14 protein-coding genes are annotated in these 19915 nt (G+C 35.9%); 7 read left to right on the forward strand and 7 right to left on the reverse strand.

Going from position 1 to position 19915, the window contains the following annotated elements:
• The first annotated feature begins 47 nt into the window (after positions 1 to 47).
• The 4 genes from ACFO3N_RS20235 (at position 48) to ACFO3N_RS20250 (ending at position 9589) form a co-directional block, all read left to right on the forward strand.
• On the forward strand, positions 48 to 1178 hold the full coding sequence (locus ACFO3N_RS20235; protein ID WP_379800721.1) for an ABC transporter substrate-binding protein: 1131 nt from the start codon (positions 48 to 50) through the stop codon (positions 1176 to 1178).
• A 14-nt stretch (positions 1179 to 1192) separates the two neighbouring features.
• Complete coding sequence (locus tag ACFO3N_RS20240) at positions 1193 to 7465, forward strand: MBG domain-containing protein (RefSeq protein WP_379800722.1); 6273 nt, start codon at positions 1193 to 1195, stop codon at positions 7463 to 7465.
• A 29-nt stretch (positions 7466 to 7494) separates the two neighbouring features.
• Complete coding sequence (locus ACFO3N_RS20245) at positions 7495 to 8811, forward strand: OmpA family protein (RefSeq protein ID WP_379800723.1); 1317 nt, start codon at positions 7495 to 7497, stop codon at positions 8809 to 8811.
• A gap of 181 nt (positions 8812 to 8992) precedes the next feature.
• The gene (locus ACFO3N_RS20250; RefSeq protein ID WP_379800724.1) at positions 8993 to 9589 is read left to right on the forward strand and encodes a Crp/Fnr family transcriptional regulator; all 597 of its coding nucleotides are present in this window, start codon (positions 8993 to 8995) and stop codon (positions 9587 to 9589) included.
• Between the two features lie 138 nt (positions 9590 to 9727).
• Here ACFO3N_RS20250 and ACFO3N_RS20255 read toward each other — a convergent pair whose 3' ends face one another.
• The 7 genes from ACFO3N_RS20255 to ACFO3N_RS20285 are packed head-to-tail and all read right to left on the reverse strand — an operon-like array spanning position 9728 to position 16403.
• Complete coding sequence (locus tag ACFO3N_RS20255; protein WP_379800725.1) at positions 9728 to 10099, reverse strand: group III truncated hemoglobin; 372 nt, start codon at positions 10097 to 10099, stop codon at positions 9728 to 9730.
• A 32-nt stretch (positions 10100 to 10131) separates the two neighbouring features.
• Complete coding sequence (locus ACFO3N_RS20260; RefSeq protein ID WP_379800726.1) at positions 10132 to 10899, reverse strand: ABC transporter permease subunit; 768 nt, start codon at positions 10897 to 10899, stop codon at positions 10132 to 10134.
• On the reverse strand, positions 10883 to 11605 hold the full coding sequence (locus ACFO3N_RS20265; protein ID WP_379800727.1) for an ABC transporter ATP-binding protein: 723 nt from the start codon (positions 11603 to 11605) through the stop codon (positions 10883 to 10885). Before ACFO3N_RS20265 ends, ACFO3N_RS20260 begins: the two co-directional genes overlap by 17 nt.
• A complete protein-coding gene (locus tag ACFO3N_RS20270; protein WP_379800729.1) occupies positions 11602 to 12834 on the reverse strand; it encodes a nitrous oxide reductase family maturation protein NosD in 1233 nt (410 codons plus the stop codon). Before ACFO3N_RS20270 ends, ACFO3N_RS20265 begins: the two co-directional genes overlap by 4 nt.
• Before the next feature lie 29 nt (positions 12835 to 12863).
• Positions 12864 to 13865, reverse strand: a complete 1002-nt coding sequence (locus tag ACFO3N_RS20275; protein ID WP_379800730.1) for a nitrous oxide reductase accessory protein NosL — start codon at positions 13863 to 13865, stop codon at positions 12864 to 12866.
• Positions 13866 to 13919: 54 nt separating this feature from the next.
• Positions 13920 to 15893, reverse strand: a complete 1974-nt coding sequence (gene nosZ, locus ACFO3N_RS20280; RefSeq protein ID WP_379800731.1) for a Sec-dependent nitrous-oxide reductase — start codon at positions 15891 to 15893, stop codon at positions 13920 to 13922.
• 33 nt (positions 15894 to 15926) lie between these two features.
• Positions 15927 to 16403, reverse strand: a complete 477-nt coding sequence (locus ACFO3N_RS20285; RefSeq protein ID WP_379800732.1) for a c-type cytochrome — start codon at positions 16401 to 16403, stop codon at positions 15927 to 15929.
• Positions 16404 to 16528: 125 nt separating this feature from the next.
• On the opposite strand from ACFO3N_RS20285, the gene ACFO3N_RS20290 reads away from it, so the two are divergent.
• From ACFO3N_RS20290 to ACFO3N_RS20300, 3 genes are all read left to right on the forward strand, one after another.
• Positions 16529 to 16894, forward strand: coding sequence for a hypothetical protein (locus tag ACFO3N_RS20290; RefSeq protein WP_379800733.1), 366 nt, complete (start codon positions 16529 to 16531; stop codon positions 16892 to 16894).
• A gap of 72 nt (positions 16895 to 16966) precedes the next feature.
• The gene (locus ACFO3N_RS20295) at positions 16967 to 17809 is read left to right on the forward strand and encodes a hypothetical protein (RefSeq protein ID WP_379800734.1); all 843 of its coding nucleotides are present in this window, start codon (positions 16967 to 16969) and stop codon (positions 17807 to 17809) included.
• 60 nt (positions 17810 to 17869) lie between these two features.
• Positions 17870 to 19867, forward strand: a complete 1998-nt coding sequence (locus ACFO3N_RS20300) for a TonB-dependent receptor (RefSeq protein ID WP_379800735.1) — start codon at positions 17870 to 17872, stop codon at positions 19865 to 19867.
• The last annotated feature ends 48 nt before the right edge of the window (positions 19868 to 19915 follow it).

Below are 19915 nucleotides of genomic sequence, written 5' to 3' on the forward strand. Positions count from 1 at the left end.
ATTCAAAATAGAGGCAAAAAATGCCTCTATTTTTTTAATCTCATTTTATGGATAACGACATTAAGATAGGTATTTTAATTCCAAAGTCGCAACAGTATCCTTCATTAGATAAAGATTTTATAAGGGGTTTAAAACTCAATAATTTAAATGTAAAATTTTTTGTAGAGAGTATTGGTGTTGGCGCTGATGAAAAACTAATAATTGACAAAATTCAGAAACTTAACTTTCAAGAAGATATATCAATTATAATTGGTTTTATGGGACATTGCAACATGTCTGAGGTTTATAATTATGCTTCTAATAATGATATCTTATTTTTGGCCGCAGATTTAGGAGCAACAACTCCTTATCGAACATCTGAATATGAAGGTATATTTATAAATTCATTAGGACTAACAGATTCTTGCTATTATTTAGGACAATACTTTACCGCTAAAAAATATCAAATAGCCTCTTCTACTTCATTTTATGATTCAGGATATGGTTTGCTTTCTGCATTAGAATATGCATTTAAAGAAAAAAATCAATTTACGGGACATTATATTACTCCTTTTATGCCAAGAGAAAATGAAGCATTACATATGGATCACACTATAAATACACAGCAACCCAATGCTGTTTTTGCGTTTTATAGTGGTTTATATGCTGAAGAGAATGCTACTTTTCTGAAACAAAATAAACTTACTCAAAAGTATCCTTTTTATGTAACTCCTTTTTTTATTAACGATAAAATTTTGGAGGAGTATAAAAATAATCCTTCTGAGCTTTATGTAGTGAGCAGCTGGATGCAAAATGATACTACTTCAACTAATTTCACTTCACTTTATAAAGAGGTTTACAACGATATTCCTTCTTTTTTTTCAGTCTTAGGATACGAAAATGGATTAATATTAAAGAATATACTTTTAAATACTGACAGTTTAAAAACAAGCTCTTTAATTGAAGAAATGTACAAATTAGATATTGATGGACCAAGAGGTAATATCCGATTTGATACCACAACCAACAGAACACTATTCAATCACTATATATATCAATTAAATTTGGATTCTTTTAACACTATAAGCTTTAGAAAAATTGAAACGTTATTAAACGATGGCGGTTTTATTAAAGCTTTTGCCTCACTAACAAAACCCGACCATATAGGAGGCTGGGACAATGCTTATCTATGTCATTAACTAAATTGTATGTTATGAAAAAAAAATTACTCTTATTTTTTACGTTCTTTTGCGTCTTTGGTTTACATCAAAATATAAAAGGACAAACTTTAGGACCCGGTGATATTGCTTTTATCGGCTTTGATACTGGAGGTCTAGATGGTTTCAGCTTTATAGCCCTAAAAAATCTACCAGCAGGAGAAATTGTATACTTCACTGAAGAAGGGCTCTATGCAAATGGCTGGATAGGCAGTAACGAGCCACACATCAAATGGACAATACCTGCTGGCGTTACTTGTGGAAAAATCATTTCTTTTATAGAAACTTCAACAAACAATATTTTTACAGTAACAGGCGGATCAGTGGCTGATTTTGTAATTAATCCAGAAGGTCCCGCTTACAGTTTTAACTTATCTTCAGGAGATCAAATGCTTGCATACCAAAGCGTTAACAATGTCATGAGACCCGTAATTTCACCAACTACCATAACTTTCTTAGCAGGTATTCATGGCGATTTTAATTCTTCCAATTATGACCCTGATACACATTGGAATAATGACGAAGTTTTATTAAATCTCGGCGGTGCTGAAAGTATCATACCACCAGGATTAACTAACGGAGTAAATTGTATTGCCTTATTTCCTGGTGTAACAGAGCCAAGTCAATACTTCGCAAAATATACTGGAACTTTAGTTGGCACTTCATCTGTTTTAAGAGCAAGTATAAATAACTATAATAATTGGTCTATAACATCTGCAAGTACTACTCCTCCTGGGACTACTCAAGGAATTTTATCTAACAACTATACTCCAAATGTAACTTGTACATCACTACCATCTGTAGCGACTACGACTCCTGCTACAAATATTGGAGCACTAACTGCTACATTAGGAGGTACAAACACTGACGGTGGTGACACAATACTGAGCAGAGGTATTGTTTGGTCACTTATGCCAAATCCTGTTATTGGTGGTCCAGGCGTAACCAATTTGACAACAGGCACAGGCACAGGCCCATTTACTATAAACGCAACTTTACTTCCTTCGGGTACTACTATATACTATACGGCTTATGCATCGAATTCAGCTGGAATTACTTATGGCACTCCCGCATCATTTTCGACAAATGCTACCTTATCTGCTACACAATCACAAACAAATACTTGTAATGGCACCAATAATGGGACAGCAACAGTAGTTCCTTCGGGAGGAAAATCACCTTATACTTATGCATGGTCTACTGGTTCGACTGCAGCAACAATAACAGGTTTATCGCCATCTAATTATTCTGTTAATATAACAGATGGCGAAGGAACTTTGATAACCAAAATCTTTAATATAACTCAAAACTCTATTATTTCTGGAACAACCACCATTAGTAATGTATCTTGTAACGGAGGCAATAATGGATCTATAGACCTTACTCCTTCAGGTGGCAGCGGATCTTATACTTATAACTGGGGAGGCGGGATAACAACTCAAGACAGAACAAGTCTTCCTGCAGGCACATATTCTGTTACCATTACCGATTCTAACAATTGTAGTGCGGTTGTAAGTAATATAGCAGTTGGCCAGCCAGCAGCAGCACTTGGCGGAACAACTGTTGTAACCAATGTAGCTTGCAACGGAGGAAATACAGGAGCCATAAATCTTACTCCAACTGGAGGAACTGGACCTTATACATTCTTATGGAATGATCTAGTAACTACTACAGAAGATAGAACAGGCCTTACAGCAGGTACCTACTCTGTCACTATTACAGATGCTAATTCATGCCAAGTAACGATTAATAGCATTACCGTAATTCAGCCACCTGCAATTACAGGGATAGGTTCTACAACCCAAGTTGCGTGTTATGGAGGAAATACAGGAGCTATAAACGTTACCCCTGGCGGAGGAATCGGTCCTTACACCTACATATGGGATGATGGACCTACTACCGAAGACAGAATGCTACTTACTGCTGGTACATACAGCATTACGATAACTGATGCTAATTCATGTCAAAGAACATTCTCCTACACTATTAATCAGCCTGCAGCAGCTTTAAGTGCAGCAACAGGAGGAGGAAAAACAGATGTATCCTGCAATGGAGGCGCTAATGGTACTGCAACTGTAGCGCCAACTGGGGGAACTCCGGGTTATACCTATTCTTGGAATACTACTCCTGTTCAAACAACTGCTACAGCAACAGGACTTGCTGCAGGTACTTATACAGTAACGGTAACTGATTTTTATGGATGTCAAACAACTAGAAGCTTTACGATTAACCAGCCAGCAACACCTTTAAGCGCATCTCCAGCTGGACAGACCGATATTTTATGTAACGGATCTGCAACAGGATCTGCAACTGTTAGTGCAACAGGAGGAACACCAGGTTATACTTATTCATGGTCTCCATCAGGAGGAACTGCTGAAACAGCAACAGGCCTTACTGCTGGAACTTACACTGTAACGGTTACTGATGCTAATAGTTGTCAAGCAACACAATCCTTTACTATTACAGAACCAGGGGCTTTAGTTGCAAGTCCAGCAGCACAAACCAATATAGCCTGTCGTGGTGGTTTAACTGGATCTGCTACTGTTACTGCAACAGGAGGAGCAGGAAGCTACACTTATTCTTGGGCTCCTTCTGGAGGAACTGCGGCAACCGCAACAGGACTTGCTGCCGGAACTTACGTCGTAACTGTTACTGACGCTAATAATTGTCAAGATACTCAATCATTTACACTTATAGAGCCCGCAACGGTGCTTACAACCACAGCAGGTACTATAAACAATACTTCGTGTTATGGAGGCGCTAACGGAACAGCAACGGTTATAGCATCAGGAGGAACTCCTAATTATTCTTACTCTTGGAATACAAATCCCGTTCAAACAACTGCTACCGCATCAGGACTTTCTGCTGGTACTTATAGGGTAACAGTAACCGATTTTTTTGGCTGCGAAGCAATCAGAGACTTTACTATATCCCAACCACCTGCTCTATCAATAACTCCTAGCCAAACTAATGTTTCTTGCAATGGAGGTACGAATGGTACGGCTACGGCATCTGTTAGTGGAGGAACTGGAACTTATACTTACTCTTGGTCTCCAACTGGAGGAAATGCTGCATCAGCAACTGGTCTTCAAGTTGGGACCTATACAGTTACAGTTACAGACGCTAATAACTGTCAAATTACACAGAGTTATGATATTACGCAGCCAACAGTCCTAACAGCCACCCAATCACAAACAGAAGTGTTGTGCAACGGTTCTGCAACAGGTACAGCAACTGTTACTGCTTCTGGAGGATCTGGAAATTATAGTTATTCATGGTCTCCTTCTGGAGGAATTGCTGCAACAGCAACTGGATTAGCCGCTAACACTTATACTTGTACCATCACAGATAACAATGGTTGTTTCATAACAAAAACATTCACTATTTCTCAACCAACTGATCCATTAACCGCTACTACTTCTCAAAATAACGCTACTTGTTCAACAGGTGGACAAGCAATTGTATCACCATCTGGTGGCACACCAAGTTATAGCTATCTTTGGTCGCCAGGAGGTGAAACAGCACCTATCATTACAGGTAAAGCAGCAGGTAATTACAGCTGTATAATTACAGATGCAAACGGATGTTCTATTACCAAGAACTTTACTATCGGTACAACTAATACGCTCGTTGCTAGCACCTTTAAAACTGATTTACTTTGTAATGGAGGAAACACTGGTTCTGCTGGCGTAATTCCCTCTGGAGCTCCTGGACCATTTACTTATGTTTGGTCTCCTTCTGTCAGCGCTACTGATACAGCGGTGAATCTTAGCGCAGGAAACTATTCGGTAACGATTACTTCTTCAAACGGATGCTCTATTGTAAAAAACTTTACAATTACTGAACCTTCAGCAATTAATATAACTCCATCGCAAACAAATGTTACCTGCAATGGTGGATCTAATGGAGCTGCTTCTGTAACCGTAACTGGAGGTACTGGAACTTATACCTATGCATGGTCTCCTTCTGGAGGAACTGCAGCAACTGCAAATGGACTTTCTGCTGGAACTTACACGGTAACTGTTAAAGACGCTTATCTATGTACCAAAACACAAAGTTTTACCATAGCAGAACCTGATGCACTTACTCCATCAGTATCTCAAACAGATGTTTCTTGTAATGGTGGTTCAAACGGATCTGCAACTGTAAGCGTTACAGGAGGAACTGGTACTTATAGCTACCAATGGTCTCCTTCTGGAGGAACTGCTGCAACCGCAACAGGCCTATCGGCGGGAACTTATACTGTTCTTATAAAAGATAGCAACTTATGTGAGACAACAGCAACTGTAACTATTGCCGAACCTGCTTTACTTACTGCGACAATAGATAAAACAGATGTTTTATGCTATCAGGCAAATAATGGTACTGCAACGGTAATTCCTTCTGGAGGAACTGGAACTTATACTTATTCTTGGTCACCATCTGGAGGAACTGCTGCAACAGCAACCGGATTAAGTCCAAACACTTACTCTGTTACCGTAACCGATGCAAATGGATGTTTTATAACAGAAACTGTACAAATTACAGAACCTACCGCTCTTTCGGCTACAGACACACAAACAAATGTATCTTGTAACGGAGGAAATAATGGTACCGCATCTGTAGTGGCTTCTGGAGGAACAGGAAACTACAGCTATTTATGGGCACCTTCTGGCGGAACTGCTGCAACTGCAACTGGTCTTACAGCAGGAACTTATACCGTAACCGTTACAGATGAAAACTCATGTTCTGTTACCAATACGATTGTAATTACAGAACCAGATGCTTTAAATTTAACATCGACTCATACAGAAGTTTCATGTTATAATGGGAATAATGGCTCGGCTACAGTAAACGTAACTGGCGGTACAGGTTCTTACTCCTACTCTTGGTTTCCATCTGGAGGAACGGCTGCAACAGCAACGGGTCTTACAACAGGAACTTATACTGTAACGGTAACAGATGACAATTCTTGTACTGCTTCATTAACTGTAGAAATATTGCAGCCTGCAAATCCTGTTACTTTAAATACTGCTGTTATTTCACAAGTAACAGTAAATGGTGCTTCTCTATCTGGAACTGCATCTTCTAACGGAATAAATACAGATAGCGGATCTTGTTTAACAGAAGTTGGTTTTGTATATGCACAGCATGCAAACCCAACTACAGCAGATACTAAAATAAATATTTCTGCCGCATTAGGAACATTCACAAATTCTTTATCTGGACTTAGAGGAAATAGAACTTATTACGTTAGAACTTATGCGATAAATAGTAATGGTTTTGTGAATTATGGAAACGAAGTTAGTTTCACGACTCAAAAATATACTCTTACTATAACTGCAGCATCAGGACATACAAAAGTATACGGTACAGAAGATCCTACATTTAATTACACAGCATTAGGTTTTGCTAACGGAGATACACCTTCTATAATTACAGGTCTGCTTTCTAGAGATGCTGGCGAAAATGTTGGAAAATATAATATTAAGTTAGGATCAATTAGCGCTGGCGCAGATTATACAATTGCTTTTACTGGTGCAGAATTCGAAATCACTAAAGCGGACCAAACAATCTCTTGGGACCAAACTTTAGAATTTGGATGTATAGATTCTAATAACGTAGCCTTAACTGCAACAGCAGACAGCGGATTACCAATTTCGTACACTATTGCAAATGCAGCATTGGGAACAATTTCTGGATCAACATTAAACATCACTGGATCAGGAAGCTCAACCATTACAGCTGTACAAAACGGTGACCAAAATCACAATGCTGCTACAGCTGTTGTTAAGCCAATAGAAGTTAGCCATTCTGGACTTGTAACACAACAGTGGGCAAATGTGCTATTCTTTGATAATAAATCGAACAATTACGTGGCATGGCAATGGTATAAAAACGGAGTAGCTGTTTCTGGTGCAACTCGTCAGTATTATAGCGAGGTTCAACCTTTAAACGGAAGCTATTACGTAATTGCAAAAGACAAAAACGGAAATTCAATTAAATCTTGTCCAATTGAGACTACAGGAACAGTTTTTACCAAAAAGATAAAAATCTATCCAAACCCAGTTAAACCTGGAGCTGAATTTACTTTAGAGTGTGATTTTAGCGATTCTCAATTAAATGGATCTGAGGTGGTTATTTATGACATTACAGGAAAATTAGTTCAGACTATTTCAAATGTAAAAGCCAAAAATGAAATCATCGCTCCATCGCAGGCTGCCTTATATGTTGTCGTTCTTAAATTGGCAAACGGCCAGTTAAAAACAATCAACTTATTGGTGAAATAAAAATGAGATTTAATTTAAAATTACAAGCAATGAAAATTAAAACCACAATAGCCATACTACTACTGTGTAGTGTTACAATAAAAGCACAGGAAATTAATGTCAAGATTAATGGAGGCCCTTCAGGAATTCTTTATGATAGCACTCTTGGAGATGGCAAACTCAAATTTGGCGGAGGAATAGGTGTCGGTTACACCTATTTCTTCAGCAGCCATTGGGGAATTTCGACAGGAATTGATGCAATGTACAATCAGAATAGTTTTGAAATAAAAAACGGAACAACAATTTCGACTTACGAAGTTGATGACCAGACTTCTGCATTTGAGTATCAAGTAACACCGACAAACTATAAAGAAGATCAGCATTTCATTTCTGTTGCAGTTCCGCTTATGATGCAGTACAGAACATCAATTGCATCTCAAACTCAACTTTATTTTGGATTTGGAGGAAAAATTCTGTTTCCAGGAAAACAAACCGCAAAAGCTTCTGCATCAGAATTGCAATTGAGCGGCTACTATCCTGATATGAATCTTTTAATTGATGATCTGCCTTCTCACGGATTTGGTAAAGTAACCAATTGGCAAGATAAAGCAACCGTAAGCTTAGATCCTTCTTTTCTTTTAAGTGTTGAAACAGGTCTTACTTTCAAACTAAAAGAAAATACTCAGCTTTATACTGGTGTATATGTAGACTATGGTTTGACAGAAATGGCAAAAGAAAATGCCAATCTTAACATCGTCGCGTACAACCCAAACGGATTGGATAACATTCAAGCAAATGGTACAAGTGGCAATAGAAAAATTGTTCAAGAAAGCCGTTACTTCTCTGCAGGTGTTCAACTGAAATTAGGTTTTATGCTAAATAAAAACAAGCCAGAACCAGTAGCCGTACAACAAAAAGAAGAAGTGGTAACTAAAACTGAAACACCTGTTCAAGAAAAAGCGCCTGTGCAGCAAAAAGTGGTTGAAACTCCACCAGCTAAAAAGGAACTTACCACAACTGAGCGCACATATGTTGAAAAACCGCTTGCTTTCCAAGAAGTCGGTAACACCGATGTAACGCCACAATTGGCTACAAGATTGGATGAAATTGCTAAAATTCTAAAATCAAATAAAGATATCGATCTAAATATTACAGGATATACTTGTGATATAGGAACAGAAGCACGCAATCTTGAAATTGGAATGAAAAGAGCACAAGCAGTTTCAGATTATCTACAGAATAAAGGAATTGAATCTAATCGTATGCATTTATTTTCGAAAGGTGAAAGCGAACCTTTGGTTCCAAATACTCCAGTAGAAAACAGGCCGCTGAACAGAAGAGTCACTCTAACATTAGTAGATAGATAAATTCTGAAAATCTATAATTTTAAAAAGCATGAAAAGAACTTCCTTTTCATGCTTTTTTTTTGATAAAATTCAAAAGCTAACAATTATCATATTTTATTCTCCTCTTTAAAACGTTCTTTGTCTTAATTAAAACTATACCAATTACTTAACCAATCGTTTACAACGTATTAATTGTTTTGCCATGCACATTGATACTGACTTACTTTATACTTGGGGAGCTGTAGCCAAAAAGATTCCTAAGAACTCCATTATCTTCTTCGAAAATGATGTTGCCATTTCTTACTATCAAATTTTAGAAGGGACGGTAAAAATGAGCTATACCAACGAAGATGGCAAAGATTTAACGGTTGGTATTTTTAATGAAGGTAATAGTTTTGGCGAACCACCGCTTTTTATCGGACAGCCCTACCCTGCTTCTGCAATTGCGCAAACCGATTGTGTTATTCTAAAATTATCCAAAACAAACTTTTTTTCTTTTCTTGAAGAAAATCCAGAAATGCAATTTAAAATCCTAAAATTGTTTGCATGGAAAATCTATAACAAAATTGTTTTTTCTAAAAATATAGTCAATCAGAAACCCGAATATCGCATTCAGTATTTTTTAGATAATTTAAAAAAACAGCAAAATATTGCCTCTTCCATGAAAATGAAAATTCCGTACACGAGACAAGAAATTGCAGATTTTACTGGCCTTAGAGTAGAAACCGTCATACGCACCATATCACTCATGAATAAAAACAAAAAAATTGAAATTGTCGATCATAAGCTATTTTATTAATTTTATCTGTTATGATTTGAATCATACTAAAACAGCTTGATTTTTTCTTTTTTTGCTTTAGGTTAAAAGAATTATTAATTCACTTCTAATATCTTTAAAAATAAAAACGGGAACCTTTTTGAAGTTCCCGTTTTTGTATTAAGAAATAACTTTGTTCATCATCCAATTCGAAATATTTTCTGCTCTTGATTTTATTTCATCCGCTTTTTCTCCTTCAAACCAATCATCTACCGTTTTTTTCCATAGTTTGGTCCAATGTTTAAAATGAGCTTCTGTGAGCGTACTTTTCTGATCTAGCACTCTATGTTTCAACATCGGGTTTCCATCAAAATTTCCGGTATGAAAAAGAATGTTATCCCAGAAATCATACATAATCGGAAGATGTTTTTCCCAATTTACCATAGCTATTTCTGTAAACAAATAACCTATAGTTGAGTCTGTTTTTACTTGCAAATAAAAAGCATCAACCAATACCGCTATATCTTCTTTATTTCTAATATCTGTTTTCATATTTTCTTAATTCTGAATAAATAACAAAACATTTAAAGATCCTTACGTTCAAATTTTCTAATAGAAATTACAAACGGAACAGCAATCCATAAAATGAGCAGTAAAAAAGAAATCAATAAGCCAATAGCTGTTCCAAAAAAATCTTTAAAAATAGCTCCTGTATATCCCATCATGGCAGATTGATCTAAATGTAGCAATATTTGAATTCTCGCTAAATCTATCGGACTAGAAGCGGTTATAGCTACCATAGCTTCTTCTATTGGGTATTCTGCAAACTGAAACAAAAGAAACAATACCAATGCATCAAACAGAATGGCAAAATACATCCAGAATAAAATGGCCAACCCTATTCCTTTGGCTTTATCTCGAGTTAAAATACAGCTTAAAAAAGCTAGAGACACAAAAACAATAGAAATTAAACTTCCCGACAAAAGCATCATCAATCCTGCCATATCAGGCGCATTAATCAAAAGCGGAATTCCAGCACCTAGAAAAAAAGCTAAAAACATCGCAATGGATAGTCCAGCAAACAAACTGATCCAGATTTTTTTTCTTTTTATAGGCTGACTCAATAAAAGCTCTATAAACTCTGAGCTGTTGTAAATATAAATAGTCGAAAAAAGAACAGACACTAACGGAACTGTAAATAGAATGACATTTAAAATAGTCAGCAAACCTTTGGCTGTATTGTCTTCTAGCATAAATGATCCCCATGAAAGCAATGCCAAAACTAAGGCATAACTCACAACAATCTTATTTTTAAGAATATCTAATAAAACAATTTTAATTACTCTGTTCATGCTGTTTTTCTTTTAAAATTGTGGCAATAGATTTTGAAATTTTAGCTTCACCCGTTGATTCCAATAAATCTTTAATCGTTTTATGAAAATGCACTTTTCCATCCTGCATAAAAATAATCTGAGTAATCATATCATCCAGTTCGCTTAATAGATGCGAAGTAATCAAGATTAATTTTCCTTTGTTTCTCTCCTTGATTATTTTCTCCTTAAGAATTTCTGCCGCTAGCGGATCCAGTCCTGCTGTAGGTTCATCTAGAATTAAAACATCAGGATTAAAAAGGAAAGCCAAAGTTGCACTTACCTTTTGTGTTGTTCCTCCAGAAAGCGTTCTCATTTGTTTATCGCTCATTTTATCCAATTTGAAAGCTTTTATCAAATCTTCGTCCAATTCATTTTTCGAATTTCGAATCTGCTTGATCATATCAATAATCTGAGCAATTGTCATATTATCAGGATAACGGCCAATTTGAGGCATGTAACCAATCTTATTTCTATAGTCAAACTTCTTTAAGACAGACTCATTATTAAGCAGAATATCTCCATTATCTGGCAATACCATTCCTAATATCGATTTTATCAGCGTCGTTTTTCCGCAGCCATTTGGACCAATAAGCGCAATGCATTCTCCCGCTTTAAACTCGAGGTTTACATCTTGCAATACCTTTAGTTTTCCAAATTTTTTATTTATATTTTTTAACGTAATCATAATAAAAGACATTTTATTTCGGGAGATTCATCAACAAAATTATCAGGGGTAATACTTGGCAGGATTTTCTCTGATTTGTCTAAAAGCGTAATCATAAAACTTCGAAACAAAAGCATCGCCGACGGATTATTCTCTGTAATTACAGCAAAAAGGCTTAGCGGATGAAAAGGCACATCGCCAATACCATCCCGGTTCAAATCATAGCCTTCATATTTATCCCAGTAATTATTATTGAAATGATTTAAAACTAAACTACCGTTTGTGCTGATATCGAAAGTATTCGAAAGAAAATTATTAAACGAGATCACATTTTCCATACAACTTGCTTGAACTTTCATTCCCCAGCCATTATCCTTAAAAATATTCCGTTCCAATTTTACACGGCTCGTCCCTTCCATATAAATTCCTGAAGTGTTGCGGATAAATTTATTTCCATTTATATAACTATCCGAAATTTCTTTAAGCAGCAAGCCGTAAGCCGCATCTCCCCAATTCTCCTCGAAATAATTGTTGAACATTTTTACATTTTTGGTAAACATTACTGCTACTCCTGCTCCATTATTTTTAAAGACATTTGAAATATAGGCATCATCATTAGAAAACATAAAATGAAGACCGTAACGTATATTGGCTTTAGAAACATTTCGCCAGATTACAGAATTAGAAACAAATTCAAAATAAATTCCGTCGCGATGACCAGAAATTCTATTTCCTATAATCTGCATACTCTCGCTTTTCCAGCAATGAATTCCGTTTCCAATACGCTGTTCTTCCTTTTGATAGGCTTTTATAGTATTGTTTTTCACAATGCAGTTAATACCTTTTTGAACATAAATTCCAAAAAAATTATTCTCTAGAAAATTGTCTTCTACGACAACTCGTGTTTTGTTGTATATTTTAATTCCACAGGGATCATTTAGGGAGGCATACCCTGAATTGATAACTTTAAATCCAGAAAAAATTACGCTATCGGCTTTAATAGAAACTACTTCATATTTTCTTTGTCCGTCTAGAATTGGCCAGTCTTTTCCCTGCAGAATTACTTTTTTATCTACAATTATATTGCCTTCGCGGTAAACTCCTTTATTTACTATAATGGTATCACCAGATTTTGCGAGTTCGATCGCCTTTTTAATGGTTTTAATCGACTTGTCTCGCCCTACTTCAATCTTCTGAGACCAAAGACAGTTTAAAAAAAATAAGAGTGAAAGACAAAAATGTAGCTTCATGATTTTATATTTTAATTTAAGACCGTATTTTACTTATTCAAAATTGCTGTCCATTCTTTTTCCTCCCCTTTTGATTGTGCTTCAAATGCTTTGGCTTCACTTTTATTGGTAAAAGCGGCTGTATTACCATTCATTGGACTTTTTATCGTTCCACCCCAAACAAAAAAAGCGCTTTCAGCAGGAATCAATTCGTTGTTTTTTGTATAATCATGCACGTAGTATGCCTTAATCTTAGTGTTTGCATTGTCTCTGCAGTAATGTGACATACACGCAATATCATCAAACTTGTAAACTCTCCCTTTTTCTGTAATAATTTCTGCGCCATGTCTTCCATCACTAATTCCCATCATACAAAAATCGCAGTTGTCAACATTTAGTTTAATAGGAACAGGTTTGTCGCTAGAGCATGAAAAAAGAAAAACGGGAACCAGCAAAATGCCCAAGAGCCGACCAGATGGTTTAGCATACTTTTCTTTTACAATAGCAGCAAAAAGCAGTATTCCAACTGCAATAAGCATGCACCCTCCTAGATCGGGAATTGAATAGGCGCCAAAGTTTAACAATTGCTTATACCCCAACATTGGAGGCTGATAGGCCATTCCAGGGACTCTAATCGCAGCATTCGGATCAAGATTATGTCCATATTCATAATTCCATCTATAGAAATCGCAGGCAGACAATATTCCAAACAGCACAAAAGAAAAGAAGAATACAAAAAGTCCTTTTCTATTTGCTTTCCATGCACATAGTATCGAAATAGCGCCTAATCCAGCTAAAATAAATGGTAGAACTTTAAACTCAATAAAATCTTCTGTATGCAACGTTTTCATTCCGATGTAATGGTTTAAACCGTTGATAATGTCAACATCACCGGCAATTTTAGAGGCGTGAAGTTTTAAGACCAAACCTTCAGGATATTGTGGTGCCGTAAGCTCTATTCTCCAGATCGGAAAAAATATAGCCCCAATCAATAGAAGTCCAGACAAGAAGAGCGCAATTTTGGAAAAAGCGGTTATTTTTTTATATCTCATAATAATTCAAAATAAAAGGGAACAAAGAATACTTTGTTCCCTTATGGTTACTGGCTATTCTTTTGGTAGATTGGTACCTACACTATAAGTAATTGGAACATTACTTCCTGCTGGTGAAACTCGTACATAACCTTGCATTTCTTGGTGCAGCGCACTACAGAAATCGGTACAATAAAATGGGAAAATTCCTTTTTTCTGAGGAACCCATTTTAATGTTAAGGTTTCTCCTGGCATAATAAGCAACTCGGCAGTATTAGCTCCTTTAATTGCAAATCCATGAGGCACGTCCCAGTCTTGTTCTAAATTCGTAACATGGAAATAAACTTCGTCGCCCACTCGAATTCCTTCGATATTATCTGGTGCAAAGTGAGAACGAATACAAGTCATATAAATGTGAACTTTATTACCTTCTCTCACTACCTTAGTTTCTTTTTCTCCTTTAGTAGCATAAGCATGGTTATTCTCTGCAATTTTGTAATACTTCAACTGTCCGTTATTAATCACTTTTTCTGCGGGAATACCTTGCGCATAGTGTGGCTCGCCAATTGTTGGATAATCTAGAAGCAATTTCATTTTATCTCCACTAATGTCAAATAACTGAGCACTTTGTGCCAATTCTGGACCAGTTGGCAAGAAACGGTCTTTCGTAATTTTATTGTAAACCACCATATATTTTCCAAATGGCTTTTCTGTATTTCCACCAGGAATCATTAAGTGTCCAGGAGAATAATAAGTTGCTTTTCTGTCTAAAACTTTTAAATCTTTGATATTCCATTTAACCACTTCAGACGAAACAAACATTGTAGTGTAAGCATTTCCTTTTCCGTCAAACTCTGTATGTAAAGGCCCTAAACCTGGTTTTTGAACTTCTCCATGAAGAGCAGCTTCGTATTTCACAACTGGAATTCCAGCATAATTGCCATCAAATTGTTTTTTAGCAATAGCATCTTTCAATTTTGTAAAACTGAATACAGGAATTAAAGCGGCTAATTTTCCACTACCTACAATATATTCACCTGTAGGATCAATATCGCAACCATGAGGCGATTTCGGACAAGGAATCATATAACAGATATCTTTAAGCTCAGAAGCATCAAGAGTAAGAACTTCATTTTTAATCTCAGATTTAGCAGTTTGAGTTTTTTCATCCCAAGTATTGTGAGCATATTTTGCAGGAATTCGTTTTCCTTTTCCCGCTTTAATATATTCCTCTGCTTTTTTCCAGTTTACCGCCATGATAAAATCTTTATCATTTTTAGAAGCATTAACCTCCAATAAAGTATTAGCTTGTTCTGTATTATAGCAAGAAAAGAAAAACCATCCATGAGATTCTTTTTTACCAGGGTGGCTAAGGTCAAAATTTACACCTGGAGCTACAATTTGAAAAGCAAGATCCAATTCTCCTTCTTTTCCAACTTTTACAAAACTCAGATATCCTTTAAAATTTTTCTTGTAAGTATTAATTGGAACATCTCCATTATCATTATCAGCAGGAACGCTGAAACGGCTTGCTCCTACCACATATTCTGTGTTTTGGGTAATAAAAGGAGAAGAGTGATTTCCTCCACAGTTTGGAAGTTCAATAATTTCTGCTGTCTTGAACGTTTTCAAGTCAATACGTGCAATACGTGGCGTATTATTGGCATTGGCAAAAATCCATCTTCCATCAACTTCTCCATTGGTTTGTGACAAATCCAAGTGATGCTGATCATCCCAAGGCACATAACCATGCGAAGTATTCAACATAGGTTTTGTTTCTTCGCTGTACCCGTAACCACTTTGCGGATCTTCAGAAAACACCGGCATCACTCGTAACAATCTTCCGCTTGGAAGTCCGTATACACTCACCTGACCGCTAAATCCGCCCGATACAAAGTTGTAGAATTCATCATATTTTCCAGGTGCCACATATACTTTTGAGGCCGCATCGCCTTCAACAGCATCCGTAGAGTCTTTTGGTTTACACGAAACAAAAAGAGCACACCCTAACGTAACAACGAAAATCGATTTTAAAAATTTATTTTTCATAAGGCTATTTATTTTTGATTTTGATTTCTTTATTTATTTTACCCCATCATTCTGGCGCATATATTCCAAGATAGATCTTGCTTCATCTTCCGTTAATCCTTGATTAGGCATACGAATCATGCAAAGCTCTAATTGCGCCTGTAATTCAGGATCTTTATCAATCATTGGGTCTGGATTGGTAATAAAATTCATGATCCATTGAGGTGTTCTTCTTTCTGTAACTCCTTTCCATCCAGGTCCAACTAATTTTTCGTCAGTAGGTTTATGACATGAGGTACATTTTACTTCAGCCGTTTTAAGTCCTTTTTCAGCCAGTGCTTTATCTAAAGAAGCTCCTAACTCAACTGTTTCATATTTCCCGATACCTCTTTTAGGATCGTAAGATTCTGCATCAGCTGTTTTTTCTGTAGGCGCAGGAGCTGAAAAATCCTGATCGGTATTTGACTTTTCTTTTCCGCACGATACCATAAGGAAAAAACCAAACATTGTTAATAGGAATAATTTGTTCATTACTTTGTTTTTTTAATTGTTAAACTTTTGATCAAAATTCTAAAACTTGTTTTTCACAAAGTATGATTACAATCATATCCTCAAAAAAAAGTTCATAATACCTTCGTATTCTCAAAAAACAACCAATGAAGTTTTGCGTTTACATATTTTTATTTGCAGTTGTGTTTAGACCCGCTTTTCCGTTTTTGGATTACGTCGTCAACTACCATTACATCGCAACTGAATTATGCGAAAACAAAAATGCTCCCGAACTTCACTGTAACGGAAAATGCCATTTGAAAAAAGAGCTGGCAAAAAGCTATAAAAATGATACACCAGCTTCTAACGAAAAGAAAAGTGAAACAGAAACTCTAGTGCTATTTATGGTCAAAATTCCAGTATTTTACTTTAATGAAAACAGGGTTTCCCATTTCATAATACATACATTTTACAACAACTTATATTCTCATTTAGAGGTCGTCAATATCTTTCGCCCTCCTATTTTCATCTGATTTTATTTGATTTTTTTTCCTTCCGAATAGTTTCGGCAGACCCTTTATTATCATTATTTAAATCACAATCACATGAAAATTTTAAAACACACAGCACTTTTATTTTTATCAATTGTTTTATTCTCTTGCTCTTCTGATGATGCTTCAGAAATTCCAGCAGATGAAACCACGGGACTTCATAAAATACAGGAAATCGCAAATGACACTCATACAATAGAGTTATTCTCATCAACAGGTTCTTTGGTTCAGGGATATAATCATGTTTCTCTTCGAATAAAAGACAAGAAAACCAACACTTATATTCCAGATGCCGAAATCAGCTGGACACCGTTAATGCATATGTCCATGATGCAGCATTCTTGCCCAAGATCGGAAGTAGAAAAAGTAGACAAAAAAACGATTTTTGAAGGAGATATTATCTTTCAAATGGCGCAAAACGAAACGGAATATTGGGAACTAAGCATTTCATACAAAATTGATGGTGCCAGTTATACCGCAACCGACAAAATAAATGTTCCAGCATCGGCAAAACGTACCGTAAGCTCATTTAAAGGAAGCGATGGAAACAATTATGTAATTGCTTACATCGCACCATCTTCTCCAAAAGTGGCACTAAACGATATGACAGTCGGTATTTATAAAATGAAGGATATGATGACTTTTCCTTTCGTTGATAATTTAAAAGTCAAAATTGATCCAAGAATGCCAAGTATGGGAAATCACGGTTCTCCAAACAATACAGATTTGCTTCAATCTGAAGCCAATGGCTTTTATAAAGGAAAACTTTCTCTAACTATGACAGGATATTGGAAAATAAATCTTCAGGTTTTAAATGCTGATAATGAAATTCTAAAAGGAGAAGCGGTTACAACAGACAATCCGTCAAGCAGTCTTTATTTTGAAATTGAGTTTTAGATCTAAAAAACAACAAGAAAGAGGCAAAACACAATTTGTCTCTTTCTATTAAAGTATGAAATGATGAAAAATCTAACAGCACTCTTTTTGGCTGTGTTTTCAACAATATGCTGGGCGCAGGAAAAAGCAAATGATAGTCTTGAAACCGTAAAACTAAACGAAATAATTGTCATTGGAAATAAACCTTCTTTACAATTAAAACAATCCAAATCGCTTACATCTGTAGAAGAATATCTCTCAAAATCATCAAAAGTAAATATGATTAAAAGAGGTGCTTATGCATGGGAACCTATTATTAATAATATGGCCACAGAGCGTACCGTGATTACAATTGATGGAATGCGCATTTTTGGCGCGTGCACCGATAAAATGGATCCGATTACGTCTTATGTTGAGGTTTCAAATTTAGCCGAAGCCGCCGTTGCATCTGGACAGCAGGCAAGCTGTCACGGCGCAGGAATTGGCGGATCGGTCGATTTAAAACGTAATCTCTTTAATGATAAAAATACAGGTTGGAACGGCAGTTTAAATTCTGGTTTTGAGAGTAATAATCTTCAAAAAATTATTGGAGCATCTTTAGGATACAATAATTCTCGTTTTTACACCCATATCGATTTTATGCATCGTGATGCCGATAATTATAAAGCAGGCGGTAATAAAGAAGTCAACTTTTCTCAATTTACCAAATACAATATTTCTGCTAGCGCAGGTTATTTTATAAACCAACAAAACCTTTTAGAAGCCTCTGCAATTTATGACAAAGCCAATAATGTTGGCTATCCAGCACTTCCTATGGATGTTTCTTTGGCTGAAGCTAAAATTGTATCTCTAAGTTATAAATACTTGCCAAAATCTAATTTCGTAACCAATTGGGAAACAAAAGGATATTTTAATTCTATAACGCACAAAATGGATGACACCAAAAGACCTAGCGTACCCATACATATGGATATGCCAGGCTGGTCTGATACGTACGGCTATTACTCAAGAATTAAAGGAAAATTTGAAAAGCATAGTTTTCTAGCTGACTTAAACGGATTTTACAATAAATCGATTGCCGAGATGACAATGTATCCTTCAGATCCCAAAGAAAATCTGATGTTTATGTATACATGGCCCGATGTCAGAACTTTTTACAACGGATTGTCTTTAGAAGATAATATTAAAATTTCTGAAAATGATCAGCTAAGAATTGGTGCTAATCTCGGATTTCAAAACAATACCGTAGCGAATGATTTCGGATTAGCGAGTCTCCGCATTTTTTATCCGGAAATGGATGCTTCAAAAAACCGTTTCTTAAAAAGTTTTGCAGCAAATTATACCAAAAAAAACAACATGTTTGAGTTCGGATTTGGTTTGGCTTACGCCGAAAGAGCACCTTCTGTATCTGAAGGCTACGGATTTTATCTCTACAACAGCAGTGATTTTTATGATTATATCGGAAATCCAAATCTAAAAAATGAAAATGCTCTTGAAGGAAACTTTTCTATTGGTTATAAAACATCGCAATTAACCGCAAAAATTACAGGTTCTTATTTCTATTTTTCTAATTATATAATAGGTAAAATCGACCCGAATACGCTTCCTATGACTATTGGCGCTTCTGGAGTAAAAAGATATGAAGCTATAGATAATGCCAAAATATTGAATACCGACTTTAATCTGACTTACGACTTTTTAGAAAATTGGCAATTCAAATCACAACTTACTTATAGCACAGGAAAAGATAATGATGGAAACAATTTGCCCTTTATAAGTCCGATCAAATACAGCGTTGGAATCGACTTCAAGAAAGAAAATTTTAATGCTGGAATTAGTGCTTTAGGAAATCTGGCTCAAAATGAATTTGCCCAAACTTACGGACAAACCAAAACGCCAGACTATCTCATTTTTGGACTTAACGCTGGATATGCTTTTCATTGGAATCAAAACATATTGAAACTGCAAAGTGGTATTGAAAATATATTGGATCGATATTACACCACTTATGCCGACTGGAATAAAATTCCGCGAATGGGCCGCAACATTTTCATCAATCTTACTTTCAATTTTCATTAAAAATGAAATTATAAAGGTTAACATATAAAAACAAAAATTAAACAGTAT

This window comes from Flavobacterium chungangensis (assembly GCF_042654045.1).
Classification (GTDB): Bacteria; Bacteroidota; Bacteroidia; order Flavobacteriales; family Flavobacteriaceae; genus Flavobacterium; species Flavobacterium chungangensis.

Coding starts and splice junctions, on each gene's coding strand:
- ACFO3N_RS20235 (WP_379800721.1), top strand. CDS start 48: ATGGATAACGACATTAAGATAGGTATTTTAATTCCAAAGTCGCAACAG.
- ACFO3N_RS20240 (WP_379800722.1), top strand. CDS start 1,193: ATGAAAAAAAAATTACTCTTATTTTTTACGTTCTTTTGCGTCTTTGGT.
- ACFO3N_RS20245 (WP_379800723.1), top strand. CDS start 7,495: ATGAAAATTAAAACCACAATAGCCATACTACTACTGTGTAGTGTTACA.
- ACFO3N_RS20250 (WP_379800724.1), top strand. CDS start 8,993: ATGCACATTGATACTGACTTACTTTATACTTGGGGAGCTGTAGCCAAA.
- ACFO3N_RS20255 (WP_379800725.1), bottom strand. CDS start 10,099: ATGAAAACAGATATTAGAAATAAAGAAGATATAGCGGTATTGGTTGAT.
- ACFO3N_RS20260 (WP_379800726.1), bottom strand. CDS start 10,899: ATGAACAGAGTAATTAAAATTGTTTTATTAGATATTCTTAAAAATAAG.
- ACFO3N_RS20265 (WP_379800727.1), bottom strand. CDS start 11,605: ATGATTACGTTAAAAAATATAAATAAAAAATTTGGAAAACTAAAGGTA.
- ACFO3N_RS20270 (WP_379800729.1), bottom strand. CDS start 12,834: ATGAAGCTACATTTTTGTCTTTCACTCTTATTTTTTTTAAACTGTCTT.
- ACFO3N_RS20275 (WP_379800730.1), bottom strand. CDS start 13,865: ATGAGATATAAAAAAATAACCGCTTTTTCCAAAATTGCGCTCTTCTTG.
- nosZ (WP_379800731.1), bottom strand. CDS start 15,893: ATGAAAAATAAATTTTTAAAATCGATTTTCGTTGTTACGTTAGGGTGT.
- ACFO3N_RS20285 (WP_379800732.1), bottom strand. CDS start 16,403: ATGAACAAATTATTCCTATTAACAATGTTTGGTTTTTTCCTTATGGTA.
- ACFO3N_RS20290 (WP_379800733.1), top strand. CDS start 16,529: ATGAAGTTTTGCGTTTACATATTTTTATTTGCAGTTGTGTTTAGACCC.
- ACFO3N_RS20295 (WP_379800734.1), top strand. CDS start 16,967: ATGAAAATTTTAAAACACACAGCACTTTTATTTTTATCAATTGTTTTA.
- ACFO3N_RS20300 (WP_379800735.1), top strand. CDS start 17,870: ATGATGAAAAATCTAACAGCACTCTTTTTGGCTGTGTTTTCAACAATA.